The following is a 19,187-nucleotide window of genomic DNA, read 5'->3' as shown; positions in this document are numbered from 1 at the left end:
AAATTAGGAGGGACCTTCTTGGAATCAATGACCTTTCAAGCGGCGGAAAAACGCTCGGCAGAACTCCGCGACGAACTGAATCAATATGCCCATGAATATTACGTGCAAGATCAACCCTCGGTGGAAGATTTTGTTTACGATAAAAAGTATCAAGAATTAGTTGAGATCGAAACAGAGTACCCTGATTTGATCACACCCGAATCACCTACCCAACGAGTTGGAGGAAAAGTGTTAGAAGGCTTTGAAAAAGTTGTGCACGATATTCCTTTATATAGCTTAAATGATGTTTTTAGCAAAGAAGAGTTGATTGCCTTTGATGAACGTGTAAAGAAAGCTTTAGGCCATCCGGTTTCTTATTGCTGCGAGTTAAAAATCGACGGCTTATCTATTTCCTTAAAATATGAAAATGGGGTCTTTGTTCAAGGAGCGACCCGAGGCGATGGAACAGTTGGTGAAAATATTACAGAGAATTTAAAAACAGTGAAATCAATTCCGTTACGATTGAAGGAACCTTTATCCATCGAAGTTCGCGGTGAGTGCTATATGCCTAAGTCTTCATTTGTGAAACTGAATCAACAGCGGGAAGAAGAAGGCAAAGAAGTTTTTGCGAATCCTCGCAATGCTGCTGCTGGAAGTTTACGACAATTAGATACACGGATTGCAGCTAAGCGGAATTTGAGTACGTTTTTATATACACTTGCTGATTTCGGCCCGCTGGAATCTACGACACAAGATCATGCACTGAATGAAATGTCTCGTCTGGGCTTCCGAACAAATCCTGAACATCGGGTTTGTGATACGATCGATGAAGTTTGGGACTATATTGAAACCTTTCATGAGACAAGAGATCAATTGCCTTACGAAATCGACGGTATTGTAATCAAGGTAAATGAATTTGATTTGCAGGATGAATTAGGTTTCACTGTAAAAGCCCCGCGTTGGGCCACAGCCTACAAGTTTCCCCCTGAAGAGGCTCAGACGACTTTACTAGACATTGATTGGACGATTGGCCGCACCGGTGTTTTGACACCTACAGCAATCATGGAGCCAGTGCGATTAGCAGGAACGACAGTTGGTCGCGCAAGTCTTCATAATAGTGATTATATCGAGAAAAAGGATATTCGTTTGCAGGATACCATTCTAGTTTACAAAGCTGGTGATATTATTCCTGAAGTAGCACAAGTCATTCTGGAAAAACGACCAGCAGACAGCGAACCTTATCCAGTACCTACCCATTGCCCAATCTGTGACAGTGAATTAGTTCATTTGGATGAAGAAGTAGCGCTTCGTTGCATCAATCCGAAGTGTCCTGCACAAATCAAAGAAGGATTAAGCCATTTTGTTTCCCGCAATGCGATGAATATCGAAGGTTTAGGGCCTCGCGTGTTAGCGCAAATGTTTGATAAGGGATTAGTTTCTGATGTAGCTGATCTCTATGCATTAGATAAGGAACAGTTACTGACTTTGGATAAGATCAAAGATAAGTCGGCCAAAAATATTTTACAAGCGATTGATGCTAGTCGTGAAAACTCAGTAGAACGTTTGATTTTTGGATTAGGTATCCGCCATGTAGGTGCGAAAGCCGCGGGAATATTGGCCGAGCATTTCGGCAGTCTTGAAGCGATGAGCAAAGGAACTAAAGAAGAAATCGTTGATCTAAACACGATTGGGGAAACGATCGCGGACAGTGTTGTGACCTACTTTGAAAATGAAGAAGTCCATGAGCTGATGCAAGAACTAGCTGAACGAGGTGTAAATCTCAAATATAATGGAATCCGGAGAAGTCAATTAGCAGAAATCGAGTCACCATTTAAAGACAAAACGGTTGTACTGACGGGCAAGCTGATCGATTATACTCGTGAGGAAGCAAAAGAAAAAATTCAAAATCTTGGCGGAAAAGTAACCGGCAGTGTCTCTAAAAAGACTGATATTGTGGTCGCCGGCGAAGAAGCTGGGAGTAAGCTGACAAAGGCACAAAGTTTGGGTATTGAAGTCTGGGACGAAAAACAAATGATCCAAGCTATTGAAGAAAGTCAGACGGACTAAACAGTTTTGTCTAGAAGGCTGTTGACGATTCTATTATCGAACGAGTATTATAAAAAGCGTTGACTCTATTAGAATACGATTATTTTAAACTTGTTTGATATGATAAAATGATTGAAAATTGACAAAAGAAAGAGGGATATTATGGCAATTAATGAAGAACAAGTGAAACATGTCGCAAAACTTGCGAAGCTTTCTTTTTCAGATGATGAATTGACCGGTTTTACGGATCAATTAGGAAAAATAATCGACATGGTCGAACAACTTGGGGAAGTTGATACAGAAGGTGTGCCATTTACTTCCAATGTATTAGAAACAATTAATGTCATGCGTGAAGACGTTGCCGATGAAGGCTGGTCGCGTGATGAGTTAATGAAAAATGTTCCGGAAAGTGAAGATGGCTTCATTAAGGTTCCGGCAATCATTGACAATGGAGAGGCTGGTGCATAATGGAAAAATTATATGACAAATCGATTGAAGAATTACACAGTCTGCTAGTATCAAAAGAAATCACAGCGACTGATTTAACAACTGAAACCTTTGATCGCATCAAGGAAACAGAAAAAGATATTGATGCTTTCATTACTTTGAATGAAGAAAAAGCATTAGAAATGGCAAAAGCTGTTGATGCAAAAGGAATCACAGAAGATAACGTATTGGCTGGTATTCCGATCGGGATTAAGGACAATATAGTAACAAAAGGTCTATTAACGACTGCAGCATCTAAAATTTTATCGAACTTCGACCCAATTTATGATGCGACAGTCATGGAAAAAGTATATAGTTCAGATTTAATTCCAGTTGGTAAGCTGAACATGGATGAATTTGCGATGGGAAGTTCAAGCGAGACCTCTTATTTTAAGAAGACAAAAAATGCTTGGGATCAAACAAAGGTTCCCGGCGGTTCTTCTGGTGGTTCGGCCGCAGCAGTAGCGGCAGGTGAAGTACCAGTTTCTTTAGGGAGCGACACTGGCGGTAGTATTCGACAACCTGCAGCTTTCAATGGTGTTGTAGGATTGAAACCAACTTATGGACGTGTGTCTCGTTTTGGCTTGATTGCTTTTGCGTCATCGTTAGACCAAATCGGACCATTTACTCGTACAGTTAAAGACAATGCTTTAGCACTGAATGCTATCAGCGGCTATGATCCAAAAGACGGCACTTCAGCAGGTGTTTCTGTACCTGATTTTGCTGCTGGTTTAACTGGTGATATCAAAGGAATGAAGATTGCTTTGCCAAAAGAATTCATGGCAGAAGGAATCGAACCTGGTGTTAAGGCGGCAATCACTAAAGCGGTTGATACTTTTAAAGCTTTAGGTGCGACTGTTGAAGAAGTCAGCTTGCCACATTCAAAATATGGGGTAGAAGTGTATTACATCATCGCTTCATCTGAAGCTAGCTCGAACTTGCAGCGTTTCGATGGTATCCGTTATGGTTTCCGTTCGGAAGATGTGCAAAACTTGGAAGATGTTTATGTAAATACACGTACTGAAGGTTTTGGCGATGAAGTAAAACGTCGGATCATGCTGGGAACATTCTCACTTTCAGCTGGATACTACGATGCGTATTTCAAAAAAGCGGGACAAGTGCGTACATTGATTAAACAGGACTTCGATAAAGTTTTTGCTGATTATGATTTGATCATTGGTCCAACATCTCCAACTGTTGCTTTTGGCATCGGTGAAAATATTGATGATCCAATTACGATGTATCTAAATGATATCTTAACGATCCCTGTAAACTTAGCAGGATTACCAGGTATGTCAGTTCCAGCCGGCTTCTCAGAAGGATTGCCTGTTGGTCTGCAAATCATCGGAAAACATTTTGATGAATCAACTATGTATAAAGCTGCTTATGCTTTTGAACAAGCAACTGATTTCCATAAGCAAAAACCAGTGATTTTAGGGGGGGACAAATAATGAACTTAGAGACTGTCATTGGACTTGAAGTCCATGTGGAATTAAAAACAAACTCTAAAATCTTTTCACCTGCGCCCGCTCACTTTGGTGCAGAAGCAAATACCAATACAAATATTATCGATTGGGGCTATCCAGGTGTCTTGCCGGTCATGAATAAAGCTGCGATTGAATTTGGAATGAAAGCCGCTCTTGCCTTAAACTGCGAAGTTTCAAAAAATATGCACTTTGACCGTAAGAACTATTTCTATCCAGATAACCCAAAAGCATATCAAATCTCACAATTTGACGAACCGATTGGTCATGATGGTTGGATCGAAATTGATGTTAACGGTAAGAAGAAAAAAATCCGCATCGAACGTGTCCACTTAGAAGAAGATGCTGGTAAAAACATGCATGGTATCGGCGGCTATTCCTATGTCGATTTAAACCGTCAAGGGACACCACTGATCGAGATTGTGTCTGAGGCAGATATGCGTTCGCCTGAAGAAGCAAATGCTTACTTAGAAGCGTTGCGCTCAATCATCCAATTTACTGGTGTCAGTGATGTGAAGATGGAAGAAGGATCAATGCGCTGTGATGCCAACATTTCCTTGCGTCCTTATGGTCAAGAAGAATTTGGTACAAAAACAGAATTGAAAAATCTAAACTCAATCAGTTTCGTTAAAAAAGGCTTGACCTTTGAAGTTCAACGTCAAACCAAAGTTCTGCTTTCTGGTGGAACAATCCAACAAGAAACACGCCGTTACGACGAAGGGACCAATAAAACAATTTTGATGCGTGTTAAGGAAGGTTCAAGTGACTATCGTTACTTCCCAGAACCAGATATTCCGCGCTTTGAAATCGACGATGCATGGATTGAAGAAGTTCGTGAAACGTTACCTGAAATGCCAGCGGCACGTCGCGAACGTTATGTGAATGATTTAGGATTACCAGAATATGACTCAATGGTTCTAACCTTGAGCCGTGAAATGTCTGACTTCTTTGAAGATACACTGAAGGAAGGCGCAGATGCTAAGCAAGCATCTAACTGGTTGATGGGTGAAGTGTCTGCTTATTTGAATAGTGAAAAACTGGAGTTAGCCGATACTAAATTAACACCAAGTAATTTAGCAGGCATGATTACGCTGATCGCAGACGGCACTATCAGTTCTAAGATTGCGAAGAAAGTCTTCCGTGAGCTGATCCAAAATGGCGGAAATGCAAAAGAAGTTGTGGAAGTTAAAGGTCTCGTTCAGTTATCTGATCCAGCTCAATTGTTGCCAATGATTAATGAAGTACTTGATAATAATGATCAATCCGTTGAAGACTTTAAGAACGGAAAAGATCGAGCTGTTGGTTTCTTAGTTGGACAAATCATGAAAGCAACTAAAGGAAAAGCTAATCCAGGCGTAGTAAATAAATTGCTTCAAGAGGAATTAGCGAAAAGGTAAAAAATGTCAATATCAGTTTCACCGATGAATTTAAATTCACTTGGTGGAACTGTATTCGACGTGAACTTTTTTTAGAATAATTATTTTAAATGAACAAGGAGCTCGACCATGAGAAAAGCACGACTGATTTATAATCCAGTATCTGGAAAAGAGATCATGCGCAATAATTTGGCAGATATTTTAGATGCCATCGAAAAAGCAGGTTATGAAGCAAGTGCCTTTGCTACGACTCCTGAACCTGATTCAGCGAAAAATGAAGCTACTCGTGCTGCAAAAGCTGGTTTTGAACTAGTCGTTGCGGCAGGGGGCGATGGAACCATTAACGAAGTCGTCAATGGAATTGCCGGCTTAGAAGAACGCCCCAAGATGGCGATCATTCCAGCCGGCACAACCAATGACTATGCTCGCGCTTTGAAAGTCCCGCGTAATAGTGTGAAGGCCGCGGCTGAAGTTATCCAAAAACAACAAACAGTTAAAATGGATATTGGTAAGGCTGCTGGTACTTATTTTATTAATATTGCTGCCGGCGGCTCATTAACTGAATTAACATATGAGGTGCCATCTGAATTGAAAAGTATTTTTGGCTATTTAGCTTATTTAGCTAAAGGGGCCGAAATGCTTCCACGAATCAAACCGACTAAAATGCGTTTGGTTTATGAGGGTGGCGAATACGAAGGCAATGCTTCGATGTTTTTCCTAGGATTAACAAATTCTATCGGTGGTTTTGAAACGATTGCTCCGGATGCTAAATTAGATGACGGCAAGTTTTCACTGATCGTAGTGAAAACAGCAAATCTTTTTGAAATCGTTCGTTTGATTACCTTAGTCTTAAATGGCGGAAAGCACGTTAATGATTCAAAAGTTTTGTATGTTAAGACTAGTTTTCTGGATGCCAGCTTAATTGATACGGATAAGAAAATGATGATCAATTTAGATGGCGAATACGGCGGCGATGCACCGATGCGATTTGAGAATTTGCATCAGCATATTGAATTTTATGCCAATACGGATGAAATTAACGATGACGCAATTTTAGGCCCAGATGATCAAAAGCGTGAAGCCGGAATTGAACTAGTTAAAGAATATGAAAAAATCCAAGATGAAGATTCAGACGAGTAATATCTAAACGTTTCTGTCGTAAGACGGGAACGTTTTTTGTGTTCTCATTTATTAATGAACTGGCTAGGATTCATTCTTATGGAACTCTTAAGAGTATAGACTTGATGTTACCTTGCTTTTTCTATTAGAATTCATTAGAATAGACAAATCAGCCTTGAAGGAGAATGAAATGACCACAGTAGAAAAAAATCAAACATACACCGTCACGATCGATGATTTATCACATGAAGGTTTAGGTGTCGCGCATATCGATGGTTATCCGCTATTTATTGAAAATGCTTTGCCGGAAGAGGAAATAAAAGTTAAAGCAGTTAAAGTCGGAAAGAAATTCGGATATGGAAAAGTAATGGAGCGTTTCAACGCAAACCCTGAACGTCAAGAAGTGAAAGATCTAGATCTTTTAAGAAGTGGGATCGCACCTTTAAGCCATATGACTTATGATTATCAATTACGCTTTAAACAACAGCAAGTTGTAAAGGTTCTGAAAACAATTGCGAAGTTGCCTGAGTTGCCAGTAGCTTCAACTTTAGGCATGGAGAACCCTTTTGAATATCGCAACAAGGCACAGATTCCTGTTCAAAAAGTTGACGATCAATTGATGACCGGTTTTTACCGCAAAAATTCGCATATTTTATTACCAATTGAAAATTATCTGATTCAAGATCCAAAAATTGATCAAGCAATCATCGCAGTTCGGAATATTTTGCGGCGGTTTAACGTCAAAGCCTACAATGAACGTGAAAATACAGGCTTTATTCGTCACATCATCATTCGTCGCGGTCATTACAGTCATGAGATGATGGTGATTCTGGTTACTAGAACAGAACGTTTCTTTAAAGGAACTGAAATTGCTGAAATAATCAAAGCCGAACTACCTGAAGTGGTTTCTGTGATTCAAAACATCAATCCAGAAAAGACGAATGTCATCATGGGTCGAGAAGAAAAAGTGTTGTACGGCAAATCAGCGATTAATGACACATTATTAGGCAAAACTTACCAAATTTCACCGCAGTCGTTCTATCAAGTAAATACGGAACAGACAGAAGTGCTTTATCAAACAGCTATTGAATTTGCTAAGTTAAATTCTGAAGATATCGTTGTTGATGCTTATTGCGGAATTGGAACAATTGGTTTGTCATTAGCAGATAAAGTCAAACATGTTTATGGTGTTGAAATAGTTCCTCAGGCCATCGAGGATGCGAAAGCAAATGCAAAAGCTAATGGGATTGAAAATGCCAATTATGAGATTGGGAAGGCAGAAAAACTTATGCCCCGCTGGGCTCGTGAAGGCATCGAACCTTCTGTGATTTTTGTTGATCCGCCAAGAAAAGGCTTGGATGAAAAATTCATTGAAGCATCAGTAGCAGTAAATCCTCAAAAAATCGTTTATATTTCATGTAATCCTGCTACCTTAGCTAGAGATTTGCGAAGATATGAAGATCTTGGATACCATGCAGTTAAGGTTCAGCCAGTAGATTTATTTCCGCAAACATATCATGTAGAATCAGTAACTTTACTGATAAAGGCGGTGTAAATATGAATCAAAAAGAGAAAATGTTAGAGCTGATCAAAAAGAAACAAGGCGGCGGACGTTCAAAAAAAATGGAAACGCCGAAAAATGATCGCAAGAACATGCGTAAAGGACCAAAGATTTATAACAAGTAGCATTACAGAAAGGGGCAATTTCATTGGGAAGTATTTGGATGCAGCGACTAACGAAATTTTATCAAAAATATGCGTATTTAATGCGCGGACGTTATGGCAGATTGGATCAAATCAATAAGGCATTATTGATTGTTTGGGCAGTGATGATGATTTTTGACCGTTGGATTCCGTTTTACATCGGGAACATTTTAGCGTTAGCAGCTTTTGCGTTAGTGATTTATCGGTTTTGTTCGAAGAAAATCTATCCACGAAGCAATGAAAACCAAAAATTCATCCAATGGATTGCTCAGATGAAGGATTTCTTCAAAGGAAAGAATGGTACGTATCGGTACTTTAAATGTCCCGAATGCAAACAAAAATTGCGTGCACCAAAGGGACGAGGAAAAATCAAAGTAACTTGTAAAAATTGTCATACGCAATTCGTAAAGAAGGTCTAGTTTTTAAAACTAGGCTTTTTCTGATATTCTTACAACGAGAAGGTGAGAATATGAAACTAATTTTAGTCCGGCATGGCGAAAGTGAAGCCAATTTCCAAAATTATTGGACTGGCTGGATGGATGTAGATTTAACAGAAAAGGGGATCGAACAGGCTAAAGAGGCTGGCAAAAGAATAAAAAATGCGGGCTTATTAATAGATGTGGCGTTTGAATCTGTTCTTAAACGCTCGATCAAAACCGCAAAAATGATCTTGCAGGAAGCAGATGCAAGCTTTGTTCCAGAATATAAAACGTGGCGTTTAAATGAGCGACATTACGGTGCATTAGTTGGGAAGAATAAGGATATTATTGCCCAGCATTTTGGAGCTGACCAAGTAAAGAAGTGGCGAAGGGGCTTTGATGAAGTTCCGCCTTTAACAAAAGATAATCATTTTGATCGACGATATAATCAGCTTGATCCTCGATTGATCCCAACCGGAGAGAGTTTGCATATGACTTCGCAACGTGTCGTACCGTTGTGGCAGGATCAGTTAGCACCGAATTTGATGGCTGGAAAAACAGTGTTAGTTTGTGGTCATGGAAATAGTTTGCGTGCGTTGGTTCAATTTCTTGAAGCTGTTCCAACCGATCAAGTCGATCAAATCGATATTCCTAATGCGACTCCGATAGTCTACACATTTAATTCGCGCTTAGAAATTATTCAAAAAGAGATTCTATAAAATTATTATGTTTACTTAGAAAGGGTTCGTATGAATTATATTTGGGATTTTGATGGCACATTGTATGATACTTATCCAATTATGTTGAAGGCATTAATGCGGACATTTAAAGAGTTTGATATAAACAAGGATGAAGAAACAGTCTACAAAAAGATAAAAATGGAATCGATTCGACAAATGATCGTCGATTGGCAATTGCCTGCGCCTGATTTTGATCAAAAGTACCATGCCTACGAGGCACAGCAAAACAAAGCCTCTTATCCCTTTGCGGAAACCAAAGAAACGTTAGAAAAACTGCAGGATAAGGGCGGGCAGCATTTCATTTTAACCCATCGAACGGTCGAGTCGACCTGGAATCTGTTAAAAAGAGATGGATTGGATGCATTGATTGTCGATATTATCGGCAGTGATTCAAATTATCCTAGAAAACCAGATCCATCCGCGATTAATTATTTTATTGATAACTATCAATTAGACCGGAATAAAACAGTAATGATCGGAGATCGCAAGTTAGACATTGAGGCAGGAAATAATGCAGGTGTTCAGACGGTCTTCTTTGATATAGATTATTTTAAACAGGATATTAAGTCAGCTTATTTTATAAATAATTTAAAAGAAATGGTACAAATTTTCTGAGCAGAAAGCTATAATTAGAGTAAGGAAACAGTTGGTAAAATAGCTATTAGTAAAAATAATAAGCTACAATTTTTACTATTTGATTAATTTGAACAAGGAGGTGCGAAATGGAATTACAACGCGATCAGGAAGTCGTAGAGTCATTTAATTATGGACTTCCTCCGAAAGACCAAGTAGTAAAACAGAAATTGCTGATTAATTTTAGTCCATTGGAAGCAATGGACCCAGGATATCCAGCTGAAAATAGTATTATGGGTGTTCGGATTGAGTTCGTACTCCCTTTCGAAGAGTTTATTATTGGCGGTGTATTTTCTCAAGTCATCCATGTGATCGGGCGCCAAGTTAAACAACAAAATGATTTGACTGAGGCTGAGGCCAATGAGATGATTCGTCCAATTTTAAGATTGATTGAGCGAATGGTCTATGAAATCACCGAAATTGCTTTGGATAAACCAGGTGTAAAAATCAATTTTTCTTCAAATACTATTTAAAACGATAATTTCACCTCCACTTTGAGGGACTTCTAGTTCATGTAATTAGAGTCTAGTCAAAGTGGATTTTTTTATGAATATCATTATGAAAATTTCCATGCAACAGTGCAAAATGTAAGACAGATTATTTTATCTGGGTTATAATTCTTAAGTCACTAAAATTTAGGAATCGCGCAGCTATATTTTAGGGTATTTCACACATCTAGATGTGTATAAGAGACAGTTTTAAGATTGATTGAGCGAATGGTCTATGAAATCACCGAAATTGCTTTGGATAAACCAGGTGTAAAAATCAATTTTTCTTCAAATACTATTTAAAACGATAATTTCACCTCCACTTTGAGGGACTTCTAGTTCATGTAATTAGAGTCTAGTCAAAGTGGATTTTTTTATGAATATCATTATGAAAATTTCCATGCAACAGTGCAAAATGTAAGACAGATTATTTTATCTGGGTTATAATTCTTAAGTCACTAAAATTTAGGAATCGCGCAGCTATATTTTAGGGTATTTCACTGAAGAGTGAATACCGGGAACCTTTACTTCCTTTGACAGACTTGTCATTATAGAAAGTTATTTTAAGGAGGAATACAATGACAACTCTGTTCACTGTATTAGTGATCTTAGTGTTCGTTGCATTGCTTGTGGCATTCTATCAAATGCAAAAAAGGCATGTGAAATTTTCTAATCGTGTATTTGCGGGATTAGGCGCCGGAATTATTTTTGGCGGAATTTTACAATTACTTTTAGGTAATGGTAGTAAGGTCATTTCTCAAGCGATGGAATGGATCGGGATCGTTGGTAATGGTTATATTTCTTTATTACAAATGTTGGTTATGCCCCTAGTATTTATTTCAATCGTCGGTGCTTTTACCAAAATGAAATCCAGCAAGAAGCTCGGTAAGATCAGTGCGAATGTGTTAGTTACTCTATTAGCTACAACTGCAATCGCTGCTTTAATCGGAATTTTGGCTGTTATGGTCTTTGGACTAGATGGCGCGACATTTACTAAGGGAGCTGCAGAAACTGCTCGAATCAAAGAATTGGCGGATCGCCAAACAATGGTTCAAAACTTCTCAATCCCGCAACAAATTCTATCCTTCATACCAACCAATGTTTTTGCTGATTTTGCAGGGACTCGTCCAACCAGTACGATTGGTGTGGTAATTTTTGCGGCTTTTGTCGGCATCGCCTTTTTAGGAGTACGTCGTAAAGCACCAAAAGAAGCAGAATTTTTTGCGAATTTGATTGATAGTCTATATAAAATCGTTATGCGTATCGTAACATTAGTGTTGCGCTTAACTCCATATGGTGTTTTCGCGTTAATGACGAATGTTTTAGCAACGAGTGATTTTGAAGCAATCGTTAACTTAGGTAAATTTATTTTGGCTTCTTATAGTGCATTGATTGTTGTGCTTTTAGTACATTCTGTGATTCTCTTAGGTGTCAAAGTAAATCCGATCAATTTCTTTAAGAAAGCTTTTCCAGCGTTAAGCTTTGCGTTTACTTCCCGTTCAAGTGCCGGAACTTTGCCGATGAACATTGAAACGCAAACGAAAGCATTAGGTGTTGACGAAGCGACAGCAAACTTTGCTGGCAGCTTTGGTATCTCGATTGGTCAAAACGGCTGTGCCGGTGTTTATCCCGCTATGCTTGCGACGATCGTAGCACCAACTGTTGGTGTGAATGTTTTTGATTTGAAATTTATCGTGATGTTGATCGCTATCGTAACTATCAGCTCATTTGGTGTAGCTGGTGTCGGTGGTGGAGCGACTTTCGCTTCATTGATCGTACTGGGAGCTATGAACTTGCCTGTAGCTATCGTTGGATTAGTAATCTCTGTTGAACCAATGATTGATATGGCTCGTACAGCTGTGAATGTTAGCGGTAGTATGGTAGCAGGTGTCGTAACTAGTGAGCGAATCCATGAGTTGAACCGCGATATCCTACATGACGAAAATGCTTCAATTGAAGTGAATTCATAATTATTTGAAAGGCTTGGCTAGCGCGACCAAGCCTTTTTTGGTACACTTTTTTTGATATTATAAGTTCAAAATAGCGGAATGATTGAATAAGGAGCGAAATGATTTGTTTAATGAAGAGGTCAAAGTAATTTTATATGCTAATGATGTAAAGAAAGCTAGTTCTTTTTGGCAAAGTTTAGGTTTTGTAGAAATTAGCTTTGAGGAACTGGACGGGTCACAGGTTGCCGAAGTGGCTATGAGCAAAAACAGCACTACCCATTTAGTAATCTATGATCGTGCCTTTATTGAAAAGAACGATGACGAAGCGACTGAACCATCACCAGCTTTGATTTTTGGTAGTGATGATGTGGTTGCTCTGTACAAAAAGTTAGAAACTATCGACGTGCAGTTAGGAGATTTAGCGCAAATCGGTGAGGAGTATGTATTCAATTTTGTTGATGCAGATGGGAATTACTTTGTCGTTTCAGGAAGATAACGGAGGCCTTGGTTGGAAGGGGCGGAGATAAATGAAACAAGTTTTTGTGATTGGTGACATTCATGGTGAATACGAGCTGTTTCAGGAGATTTTAAAAAAGTTTCAACCAGATAAACAGCAGTTGATTTTGATTGGCGATTTGAATGATCGAGGCCGTAAAAGCAAGGATTGTTGGTTATTAGGTATGGAACTGGTAGAAAAATATCAAGCGGTGTATTTACGGGGCAATCACGAACAATATTTTCTGGAATTTATGGAGAGTCCTGAAGATTGGTTTCCAAGCTATTTGTATAATGGCGGTAAGGAAACGATCGAAAGTTTGCTGCATAAAGGTGCGACTGAGGAGTATTCACCAACGGAGATTGCCATGATGATTCGCAGCCGCTACAAGAAATTGCTGGAATTTTTGAATGAGCGTCCGTTATATTGCGAGTGGGGATATTATCTTTTTGTTCATGCTGGTGTAAACTTAACAAAAGATTGGCATGAAACGTCTGTACAAGATTTTTTATGGATTCGCGAGCCGTTCCATGAGGGCAAAAATAATACTGGGAAAACAATCGTTTTTGGTCATACGATAACGCCTATGTTGTATGGCGATATGCAGACCACAGCTCTTTGGCAATCTGATGGAAAAATCGGCATTGACGGAGGTGCGGTCTTTGGCGGAAGTCTCCATGGCGTAGTTTTTGATAATTCCGGTATCGTTCACGATTATGAGATTCCAAATACGAAGGGACCTTGGCAGCCTGATTTTTGATACCAAGCGGGATTCGAGGGAATCTCGCTTTTTTTCTGCAGCCTATTGCTTAATTTCTCGCATAATGACATAGTATTTTTTATATACTTCAAAAAGGAATCAATATCTTACAAGAGAATCTTTTTGAGATGAGTTAGGATAAGCTGAGAAGGGGGACGATTATGTCAGAAACAGTGAAGGGACATTTATCTGCCAGTTTGACTATTTTTATTTGGGCATTGACTTTTATTTCTACCAAAGTTCTGCTACAGGCTTTTTTACCGATTGAAATTCTATTTATTCGCTTTTTAATCGGCTTTATCGTCTTGACGGTGATTTCCAGAAAAGTTTTGAAATTTAAGGGTTGGCAGGAAGAATTTTATTTTATGATCGCTGGTTTGTTTGGAGTATTTCTTTATTATTATTTAGAAAACGTTGCTTTAACCTATACGCTGGCAATGAATGTTGGAATTATCGGGTCAGTGAGTCCGTTCATGACTGCATTGATCAGCCGTTTTATATTAAAGCAGGGACAGATTCCTAGGTTGTTTGTTTTAGGCTTTGTTTGTTCAATGATCGGTATCTCATTGATTAGCTTCTCGGGAACCTTGAATGTTCATCCGATTGGTGACGGATTGGCTTTGATTGCGACTGTTTGCTGGGCATCGTATTCTTTGATTATTAAAAAAATCAGCGAATTTGGCTACAGTACGATCGCAACAACACAGCGCATTTTCTTTTATGGTCTGCTGTTTATGCTGCCAGTTTTATTTTTTAGTGTGGATTCATTTGATGTTGCTCGCTTTAGCGAGACAGTAAATTTGGGGAATCTATTGTTCTTAGGCGTAGGTGCATCGGCCTTATGCTTTGTTACGTGGAATTTTTCAGTGAAAAATCTCGGTGCTGTTAGGGCAACGGTTTATATTTATTCGATTCCCATGCTGACAACATTAGCGTCAGTGTTAATACTGGGAGAAACCTTGACCATCAAGTCTGCATTTGGGATTTTATTGACATTAACAGGTTTGGTTCTATCCGAACTGCCCAACCTTTTGCGTCAAAGAAAAAGAATAAGGTAACGCTTTTCGCTCACTTCCTCAGGTTGTGAGTTTTTTCGTTTTAGCGAGTGAAGCAATCTCAGCGGATATATGATAAAATAAATAGGATTTTGGATGAAATGAGGAATGGAAATGGCAGAAGGTTTAAACCAAGAAATCATTCAACTATTGAATAAAGAATTGACGGATTATCGTCCGCAGCAAATCAAAGTTGTATTAAATTTATTAAATGAAGGTAATACGGTTCCGTTTATTGCTCGTTATCGAAAAGAAATGACGGGAACGCTTGATGAAGTACAGATCCGTGAGATTGAAGAGCGTTACAATTACTTGGAAAATTTGGAGAAGCGTAAACAAGAAGTCTTGCGCTTAATTGATGAACAAGGAAAATTGACTGAAGAATTGGCACAAAAAATCCAGCAAGCAGTCAAAGTCCAAAAAGTTGAAGACCTATATCGTCCTTATAAGCAAAAACGCCGGACCAAAGCGACGATTGCTAAGGAAAACGGCTTAGAGCCCTTAGCAGAATACCTACTGAGTTTTCCAGAATCTGGCGATGTTTATGCTAAAGCTGGGGAATTCATCGGAGAAAATGTGGCAAGTGCCGAAGAGGCTTTACAAGGAGCACACGAGATCGTTGCTGAGCAAATCAGCGACAATCCAGATTTTCGGACATGGGTTCGTACCTTTACGAAGAACAAAGGGGTCTATCAAAGCAAAGTTAAGGATGCTGATAAAGATGAAAAAGGCGTCTATGAAATGTATTATGATTTTGCCGAGCCGATCAATAAAATGGTTTCGCACCGAGTATTAGCTTCTAATCGCGGCGAAAAGGAAGAAATTTTAAAGGTTTCCATTCTGGTGGAAGAAGAAAAAATCTTTGATTATTTGGAACGTCATTTGGTGGTAAACAATCGGTCAATCACAGTTGAATTTGTACGTGAAGCTTATAAGGATAGCTATAAACGTTTTATCGGACCAGCGATTGAACGGGAAATTCGTAATGAATTAACAGAAGATGCCGATGAACAAGCAATCAATATTTTTGGTGAAAACTTGCGTAATCTATTATTGCAGCCACCATTGAAAGGAAAGGCTGTATTAGGCTTTGACCCGGCTTATCGTACTGGATGTAAAATAGCCGTTGTCGATGAAACTGGAAAGGTTTTAGCTATTGAGGTGATCTATCCTCATAAACCGGCTCCGCAAGCAAAACGTCAGGCTGCAGGCCCTGCGTTTCAAACACTGATTAAAAAATATGGTGTAGAGATGGTAGCAATCGGAAATGGTACAGCTAGTCGTGAATCTGAATTATTTGTAGCAGAACAATTGAAACAAATTCAACAAGAGGTATTCTATGTAATCGTCAATGAAGCTGGCGCATCAGTTTATTCTGCCAGCGATATTGCGCGGACGGAATTTCCTGATCTGCAAGTTGAAGAACGGAGTGCGGTCAGCATCGCGCGACGTCTACAAGATCCATTATCAGAATTGGTTAAAATTGATCCGAAAGCGGTCGGCGTTGGTCAATATCAGCATGATGTTTCCCAAAAACGTTTATCTGAAAGATTAGATTTTGTAGTGGAAACGGCCGTGAACCAAGTCGGTGTAAACGTTAATACAGCCAGTCCGCAGCTTTTACAATATGCGTCAGGTCTGAACAAGACAACTGCGCAAAATATCGTAAACTACCGTGAAGAAAACGGCGCTTTTACTTCACGCCCACAGTTGAAGAAAGTTCCGCGCTTAGGACCAAAAGCCTATGAACAAGCGATTGGGTTCTTGCGGATTCCAGGCGCAAAAAATATCTTGGATACGACTGCGATTCACCCGGAAAGCTACGCAAGTGCAAAAGAAATCTTGGCATTGGCTGAGGTTGATTTGAAATCATTAGGTTCAGCAGAAGCAACAGAAAAAATCAAGGCGCTGCAATTGAATCAATTACAACAAGAGCTTGAGGTCGGCAAAGAAACGATCAAGGATATTTTACAGGCGCTGCTTCAGCCTGGACGCGATATGCGCGATGAAATGCCGGCACCGTTATTAAGACAAGATGTATTATCAATGGAAGATTTAAAACCAGGAATGGAATTACAAGGTACAGTACGAAATGTGATCGATTTTGGCGCTTTTGTCGATATTGGTGTAAAACAAGATGGTTTAGTTCATATTTCAAAATTGAGCAAAAAATATGTCAAACATCCGACAGATGTCGTATCCGTTGGTGATGTGGTAACCGTTTGGGTCGAAGGCGTCGATGTGAAAAAAGGACGCATCAGTTTGACAATGATTCAAAGTGATAAAAATGACTAATCAAGAATTACAGGCTCTAGTCGAAAAGATCTCGCAAGAATCTTTTCGACAGCCGTTTTGTCATAAAGCCAGCTTTAATCAACGATTGAAAACCACAGGTGGACGCTATCATCTGAAAAGTCATGACTTAGACTTCAATCATCTAGTATTTGAAAAATATGGTGTAGACGAATTGGTCAAAGTCATCAAGCATGAACTTTGTCATTATCATTTGCACATGGCGGGTCGCGGCTATCAGCATAAAGATCGGGAATTTAAGCAGTTATTGAAAAAAACTGGCGGCTCCCGTTTTACACCGCCGCTGGTAACGATGACTTACCAAGTTTATCTATGTGAGAAATGTGGTCAAGAGGTCAAGCGCCGTCGGAAACTCGATACAAAAAGATACGTATGCGGAGATTGTCTGGGAAAACTAAAATTTTTGAAGACAATTGAAGCTTAACTGCATCAAAGCTGCAGGGAGAATAAAAGATTGCTATTTTTGCTGATTTATATGATAATGTGAACCGCAAACAATTTTGTACATATAAGGAAGAGGATTAAATGAATAATAAAGATACGCTTTATCATTTTGTTGGAATCAAGGGTTCAGGTATGAGCTCGCTAGCTTTGGTTTTACATGAAAAAGGCTACGATGTACAAGGTTCTGACGTCGAAAAATATTTTTTTACACAACGTGATTTAGAAAAAGCTGGCATTACTATTTTGCCATTTGACAAAGACAATATTAAAGAAGGCATGACGATCATTCAGGGAAATGCCTTTCCAGATACCCACGAAGAAATTGCTCGGGCAAAAGAATTAGGTCTAGAGATCGTACGTTACCATGATTTCATTGGACAATTTATTCAGCCTTATACAAGCATTGCCGTGACCGGTTCACATGGGAAGACTAGCACGACGGGCTTATTGGCTCACGTATTAAATGGTTTGGCACCGACGAGTTATCTGATTGGGGATGGAACAGGGCATGGTGTTCCCGATGCGAAATTCTTCGCGTTTGAGGCATGTGAATATCAACGTCATTTTCTAGCCTATGCTCCTGATTATTCAATCATGACGAACATCGATTTCGACCATCCGGATTACTTCAAGAGTATCGACGATGTATTCGAAGCGTTTCAGACATTGGCTTCACAAGTTAAAAAAGGCATTTTCGCTTATGGCGATGATGAATATTTACGTAAACTAAAAGCGGATGTTCCGATTTATTATTACGGATTATCCGAAAATGATGACGTTCAAGCACGCAATATCGTTCGCACTACGAATGGTTCAGCTTTCGATGTCTATCATAAAGAAAAATTCATCGGACGCTTCGCCGTTCCGTCATTTGGCAAACACAATATTTTAAATGCTTTATCTGTAATCGCAGTGGCTTACTTTGAAGGGTTAGATATGGATAAGGTCAAAGAAGAAATGTTGACTTTCTCTGGCGTAAAACGCCGCTTCACTGAAAAGAAAGTTGCCGACATGATTATCGTTGATGATTATGCGCATCATCCAGCTGAAATTAAAGCAACGATCGATGCTGCTCGTCAAAAATATCCTGAAAAAGAATTGATCGCGGTATTCCAACCGCATACCTTTACTCGGACGATCGCTTTGATGGATGAGTTTGCTGAGGCTTTAGATCGAGCAGACAAGGTGTATCTATGCGATATTTTCTCATCAGCTCGGGAAACAGCCGGCGATGTAAAAATTGAAGACTTAGGAGAAAAGATTCAAAAAGGCGGACAAGTAATCAAAGAAGAAAACATGTCTCCATTATTAGATCATGAGAATGCAGTAGTGATCTTTATGGGTGCCGGCGATGTTCAAAAATTTGAACGTGCCTATGAAAATCTTTTAAGCAACACAACACGCAATGTATTATAAATAAAAGAAGAAGGGTCCGGACATTTTTTGTCAGGACCCTTCTTTCTAACCTAAGAAGCGCTTTTTAACTTTAGAATTCTTTATACTAGATATGTACAAACTTGTGTTTTACTTACGTTCTGATAAAATAATGGATAGAACATATTACGGAGGGAATGAATTTGTATAATATGAAGGCTCGGAAAATAGGCAAAACGATTGACGAGATTGAGGAAGGTGACTCGTTGTCGTTAACGGAATCGATCGAAGATAATCAGATTCTTTTATACTTAGGTTTGAC

General features: G+C 39.2%; 19 protein-coding genes and 1 pseudogene. All 20 read left to right on the top strand.

From position 1 onward, the window contains the following. Window positions 1–27: 27 nt before the first annotated feature. Window positions 28–2,046, top strand: a complete 2,019-nt coding sequence (ligA, locus tag A5875_RS05615) for an NAD-dependent DNA ligase LigA (RefSeq protein ID WP_088934638.1) — start codon at window positions 28–30, stop codon at window positions 2,044–2,046. 141 nt (window positions 2,047–2,187) lie between these two features. Then, complete coding sequence (gatC, locus tag A5875_RS05610) at window positions 2,188–2,493, top strand: Asp-tRNA(Asn)/Glu-tRNA(Gln) amidotransferase subunit GatC (protein WP_010744987.1); 306 nt, start codon at window positions 2,188–2,190, stop codon at window positions 2,491–2,493. Further along, a complete protein-coding gene (gatA, locus tag A5875_RS05605) occupies window positions 2,493–3,962 on the top strand; it encodes an Asp-tRNA(Asn)/Glu-tRNA(Gln) amidotransferase subunit GatA (RefSeq protein ID WP_088932708.1) in 1,470 nt (489 codons plus the stop codon). Before gatC ends, gatA begins: the two co-directional genes overlap by 1 nt. Continuing rightward, complete coding sequence (gatB, locus tag A5875_RS05600) at window positions 3,962–5,392, top strand: Asp-tRNA(Asn)/Glu-tRNA(Gln) amidotransferase subunit GatB (RefSeq protein WP_088932707.1); 1,431 nt, start codon at window positions 3,962–3,964, stop codon at window positions 5,390–5,392. Before gatA ends, gatB begins: the two co-directional genes overlap by 1 nt. 108 nt (window positions 5,393–5,500) lie before the next feature. Then, complete coding sequence (locus A5875_RS05595) at window positions 5,501–6,511, top strand: diacylglycerol kinase (protein ID WP_088932706.1); 1,011 nt, start codon at window positions 5,501–5,503, stop codon at window positions 6,509–6,511. Between the two features lie 169 nt (window positions 6,512–6,680). Then, window positions 6,681–8,045: a 23S rRNA (uracil(1939)-C(5))-methyltransferase RlmD gene (gene rlmD, locus A5875_RS05590; RefSeq protein WP_088932705.1), complete on the top strand. Its 1,365-nt coding sequence runs from the start codon at window positions 6,681–6,683 to the stop codon at window positions 8,043–8,045. Between the two features lie 2 nt (window positions 8,046–8,047). Then, entirely contained in the window at window positions 8,048–8,176 is a 129-nt protein-coding gene (locus tag A5875_RS24110) for a hypothetical protein (RefSeq protein WP_010744982.1), read from the top strand. A gap of 23 nt (window positions 8,177–8,199) precedes the next feature. Continuing rightward, window positions 8,200–8,613, top strand: a complete 414-nt coding sequence (locus A5875_RS05585) for a hypothetical protein (RefSeq protein ID WP_242550743.1) — start codon at window positions 8,200–8,202, stop codon at window positions 8,611–8,613. A 50-nt stretch (window positions 8,614–8,663) separates the two neighbouring features. After that, on the top strand, window positions 8,664–9,332 hold the full coding sequence (locus A5875_RS05580) for a 2,3-bisphosphoglycerate-dependent phosphoglycerate mutase (protein ID WP_088932703.1): 669 nt from the start codon (window positions 8,664–8,666) through the stop codon (window positions 9,330–9,332). A gap of 30 nt (window positions 9,333–9,362) precedes the next feature. Continuing rightward, window positions 9,363–9,968 (top strand): HAD-IA family hydrolase, encoded by a 606-nt coding sequence (locus tag A5875_RS05575; RefSeq protein ID WP_088932702.1) that lies wholly within the window; start codon window positions 9,363–9,365, stop codon window positions 9,966–9,968. A gap of 107 nt (window positions 9,969–10,075) precedes the next feature. Beyond that, entirely contained in the window at window positions 10,076–10,459 is a 384-nt protein-coding gene (locus tag A5875_RS05570) for a DUF1149 family protein (protein ID WP_088932701.1), read from the top strand. A 231-nt stretch (window positions 10,460–10,690) separates the two neighbouring features. Beyond that, complete coding sequence (locus tag A5875_RS24275) at window positions 10,691–10,777, top strand: DUF1149 family protein (RefSeq protein ID WP_088932700.1); 87 nt, start codon at window positions 10,691–10,693, stop codon at window positions 10,775–10,777. Window positions 10,778–11,052: 275 nt separating this feature from the next. Beyond that, the gene (locus A5875_RS05560; RefSeq protein ID WP_088932699.1) at window positions 11,053–12,444 is read left to right on the top strand and encodes an L-cystine transporter; all 1,392 of its coding nucleotides are present in this window, start codon (window positions 11,053–11,055) and stop codon (window positions 12,442–12,444) included. Window positions 12,445–12,547: 103 nt separating this feature from the next. Further along, window positions 12,548–12,919, top strand: a complete 372-nt coding sequence (locus A5875_RS05555) for a VOC family protein (protein WP_088932698.1) — start codon at window positions 12,548–12,550, stop codon at window positions 12,917–12,919. A 31-nt stretch (window positions 12,920–12,950) separates the two neighbouring features. Further along, complete coding sequence (locus A5875_RS05550; RefSeq protein ID WP_088932697.1) at window positions 12,951–13,679, top strand: metallophosphoesterase family protein; 729 nt, start codon at window positions 12,951–12,953, stop codon at window positions 13,677–13,679. Between the two features lie 161 nt (window positions 13,680–13,840). Further along, window positions 13,841–14,737, top strand: a complete 897-nt coding sequence (locus tag A5875_RS05545) for a DMT family transporter (protein ID WP_088932696.1) — start codon at window positions 13,841–13,843, stop codon at window positions 14,735–14,737. A 111-nt stretch (window positions 14,738–14,848) separates the two neighbouring features. Continuing rightward, the gene (locus tag A5875_RS05540; protein ID WP_088932695.1) at window positions 14,849–17,029 is read left to right on the top strand and encodes a Tex family protein; all 2,181 of its coding nucleotides are present in this window, start codon (window positions 14,849–14,851) and stop codon (window positions 17,027–17,029) included. Beyond that, window positions 17,022–17,471, top strand: a complete 450-nt coding sequence (locus A5875_RS05535) for a SprT family protein (RefSeq protein WP_088932694.1) — start codon at window positions 17,022–17,024, stop codon at window positions 17,469–17,471. The genes A5875_RS05540 and A5875_RS05535 overlap by 8 nt, the downstream gene beginning before the upstream one ends. Before the next feature lie 101 nt (window positions 17,472–17,572). Continuing rightward, the gene (murC, locus tag A5875_RS05530; RefSeq protein ID WP_088932693.1) at window positions 17,573–18,907 is read left to right on the top strand and encodes a UDP-N-acetylmuramate--L-alanine ligase; all 1,335 of its coding nucleotides are present in this window, start codon (window positions 17,573–17,575) and stop codon (window positions 18,905–18,907) included. Window positions 18,908–19,077: 170 nt separating this feature from the next. Then, window positions 19,078–19,187 (top strand): annotated as a pseudogene (locus A5875_RS05525) (enoyl-CoA hydratase); the annotation flags it as partial.

Origin of the sequence: Enterococcus sp. 3H8_DIV0648 (assembly GCF_002140655.1) — a bacterium.
GTDB classification, from domain to species: Bacteria; Bacillota; Bacilli; order Lactobacillales; family Enterococcaceae; genus Enterococcus_A; species Enterococcus_A hulanensis.
The sequence above is the reverse complement of the archived record's forward strand: the minus strand, read 5'-3'. Positions and strand labels throughout refer to the sequence as shown.

What these genes read in the sequence shown, in the direction of transcription:
- ligA (WP_088934638.1), top strand. Translation starts at nt 28, where the DNA reads ATGACCTTTCAAGCGGCGGAAAAACGCTCGGCAGAACTCCGCGACGAA.
- gatC (WP_010744987.1), top strand. Translation starts at nt 2,188, where the DNA reads ATGGCAATTAATGAAGAACAAGTGAAACATGTCGCAAAACTTGCGAAG.
- gatA (WP_088932708.1), top strand. Translation starts at nt 2,493, where the DNA reads ATGGAAAAATTATATGACAAATCGATTGAAGAATTACACAGTCTGCTA.
- gatB (WP_088932707.1), top strand. Translation starts at nt 3,962, where the DNA reads ATGAACTTAGAGACTGTCATTGGACTTGAAGTCCATGTGGAATTAAAA.
- A5875_RS05595 (WP_088932706.1), top strand. Translation starts at nt 5,501, where the DNA reads ATGAGAAAAGCACGACTGATTTATAATCCAGTATCTGGAAAAGAGATC.
- rlmD (WP_088932705.1), top strand. Translation starts at nt 6,681, where the DNA reads ATGACCACAGTAGAAAAAAATCAAACATACACCGTCACGATCGATGAT.
- A5875_RS24110 (WP_010744982.1), top strand. Translation starts at nt 8,048, where the DNA reads ATGAATCAAAAAGAGAAAATGTTAGAGCTGATCAAAAAGAAACAAGGC.
- A5875_RS05580 (WP_088932703.1), top strand. Translation starts at nt 8,664, where the DNA reads ATGAAACTAATTTTAGTCCGGCATGGCGAAAGTGAAGCCAATTTCCAA.
- A5875_RS05575 (WP_088932702.1), top strand. Translation starts at nt 9,363, where the DNA reads ATGAATTATATTTGGGATTTTGATGGCACATTGTATGATACTTATCCA.
- A5875_RS05570 (WP_088932701.1), top strand. Translation starts at nt 10,076, where the DNA reads ATGGAATTACAACGCGATCAGGAAGTCGTAGAGTCATTTAATTATGGA.
- A5875_RS05560 (WP_088932699.1), top strand. Translation starts at nt 11,053, where the DNA reads ATGACAACTCTGTTCACTGTATTAGTGATCTTAGTGTTCGTTGCATTG.
- A5875_RS05550 (WP_088932697.1), top strand. Translation starts at nt 12,951, where the DNA reads ATGAAACAAGTTTTTGTGATTGGTGACATTCATGGTGAATACGAGCTG.
- A5875_RS05545 (WP_088932696.1), top strand. Translation starts at nt 13,841, where the DNA reads ATGTCAGAAACAGTGAAGGGACATTTATCTGCCAGTTTGACTATTTTT.
- A5875_RS05540 (WP_088932695.1), top strand. Translation starts at nt 14,849, where the DNA reads ATGGCAGAAGGTTTAAACCAAGAAATCATTCAACTATTGAATAAAGAA.
- A5875_RS05535 (WP_088932694.1), top strand. Translation starts at nt 17,022, where the DNA reads ATGACTAATCAAGAATTACAGGCTCTAGTCGAAAAGATCTCGCAAGAA.
- murC (WP_088932693.1), top strand. Translation starts at nt 17,573, where the DNA reads ATGAATAATAAAGATACGCTTTATCATTTTGTTGGAATCAAGGGTTCA.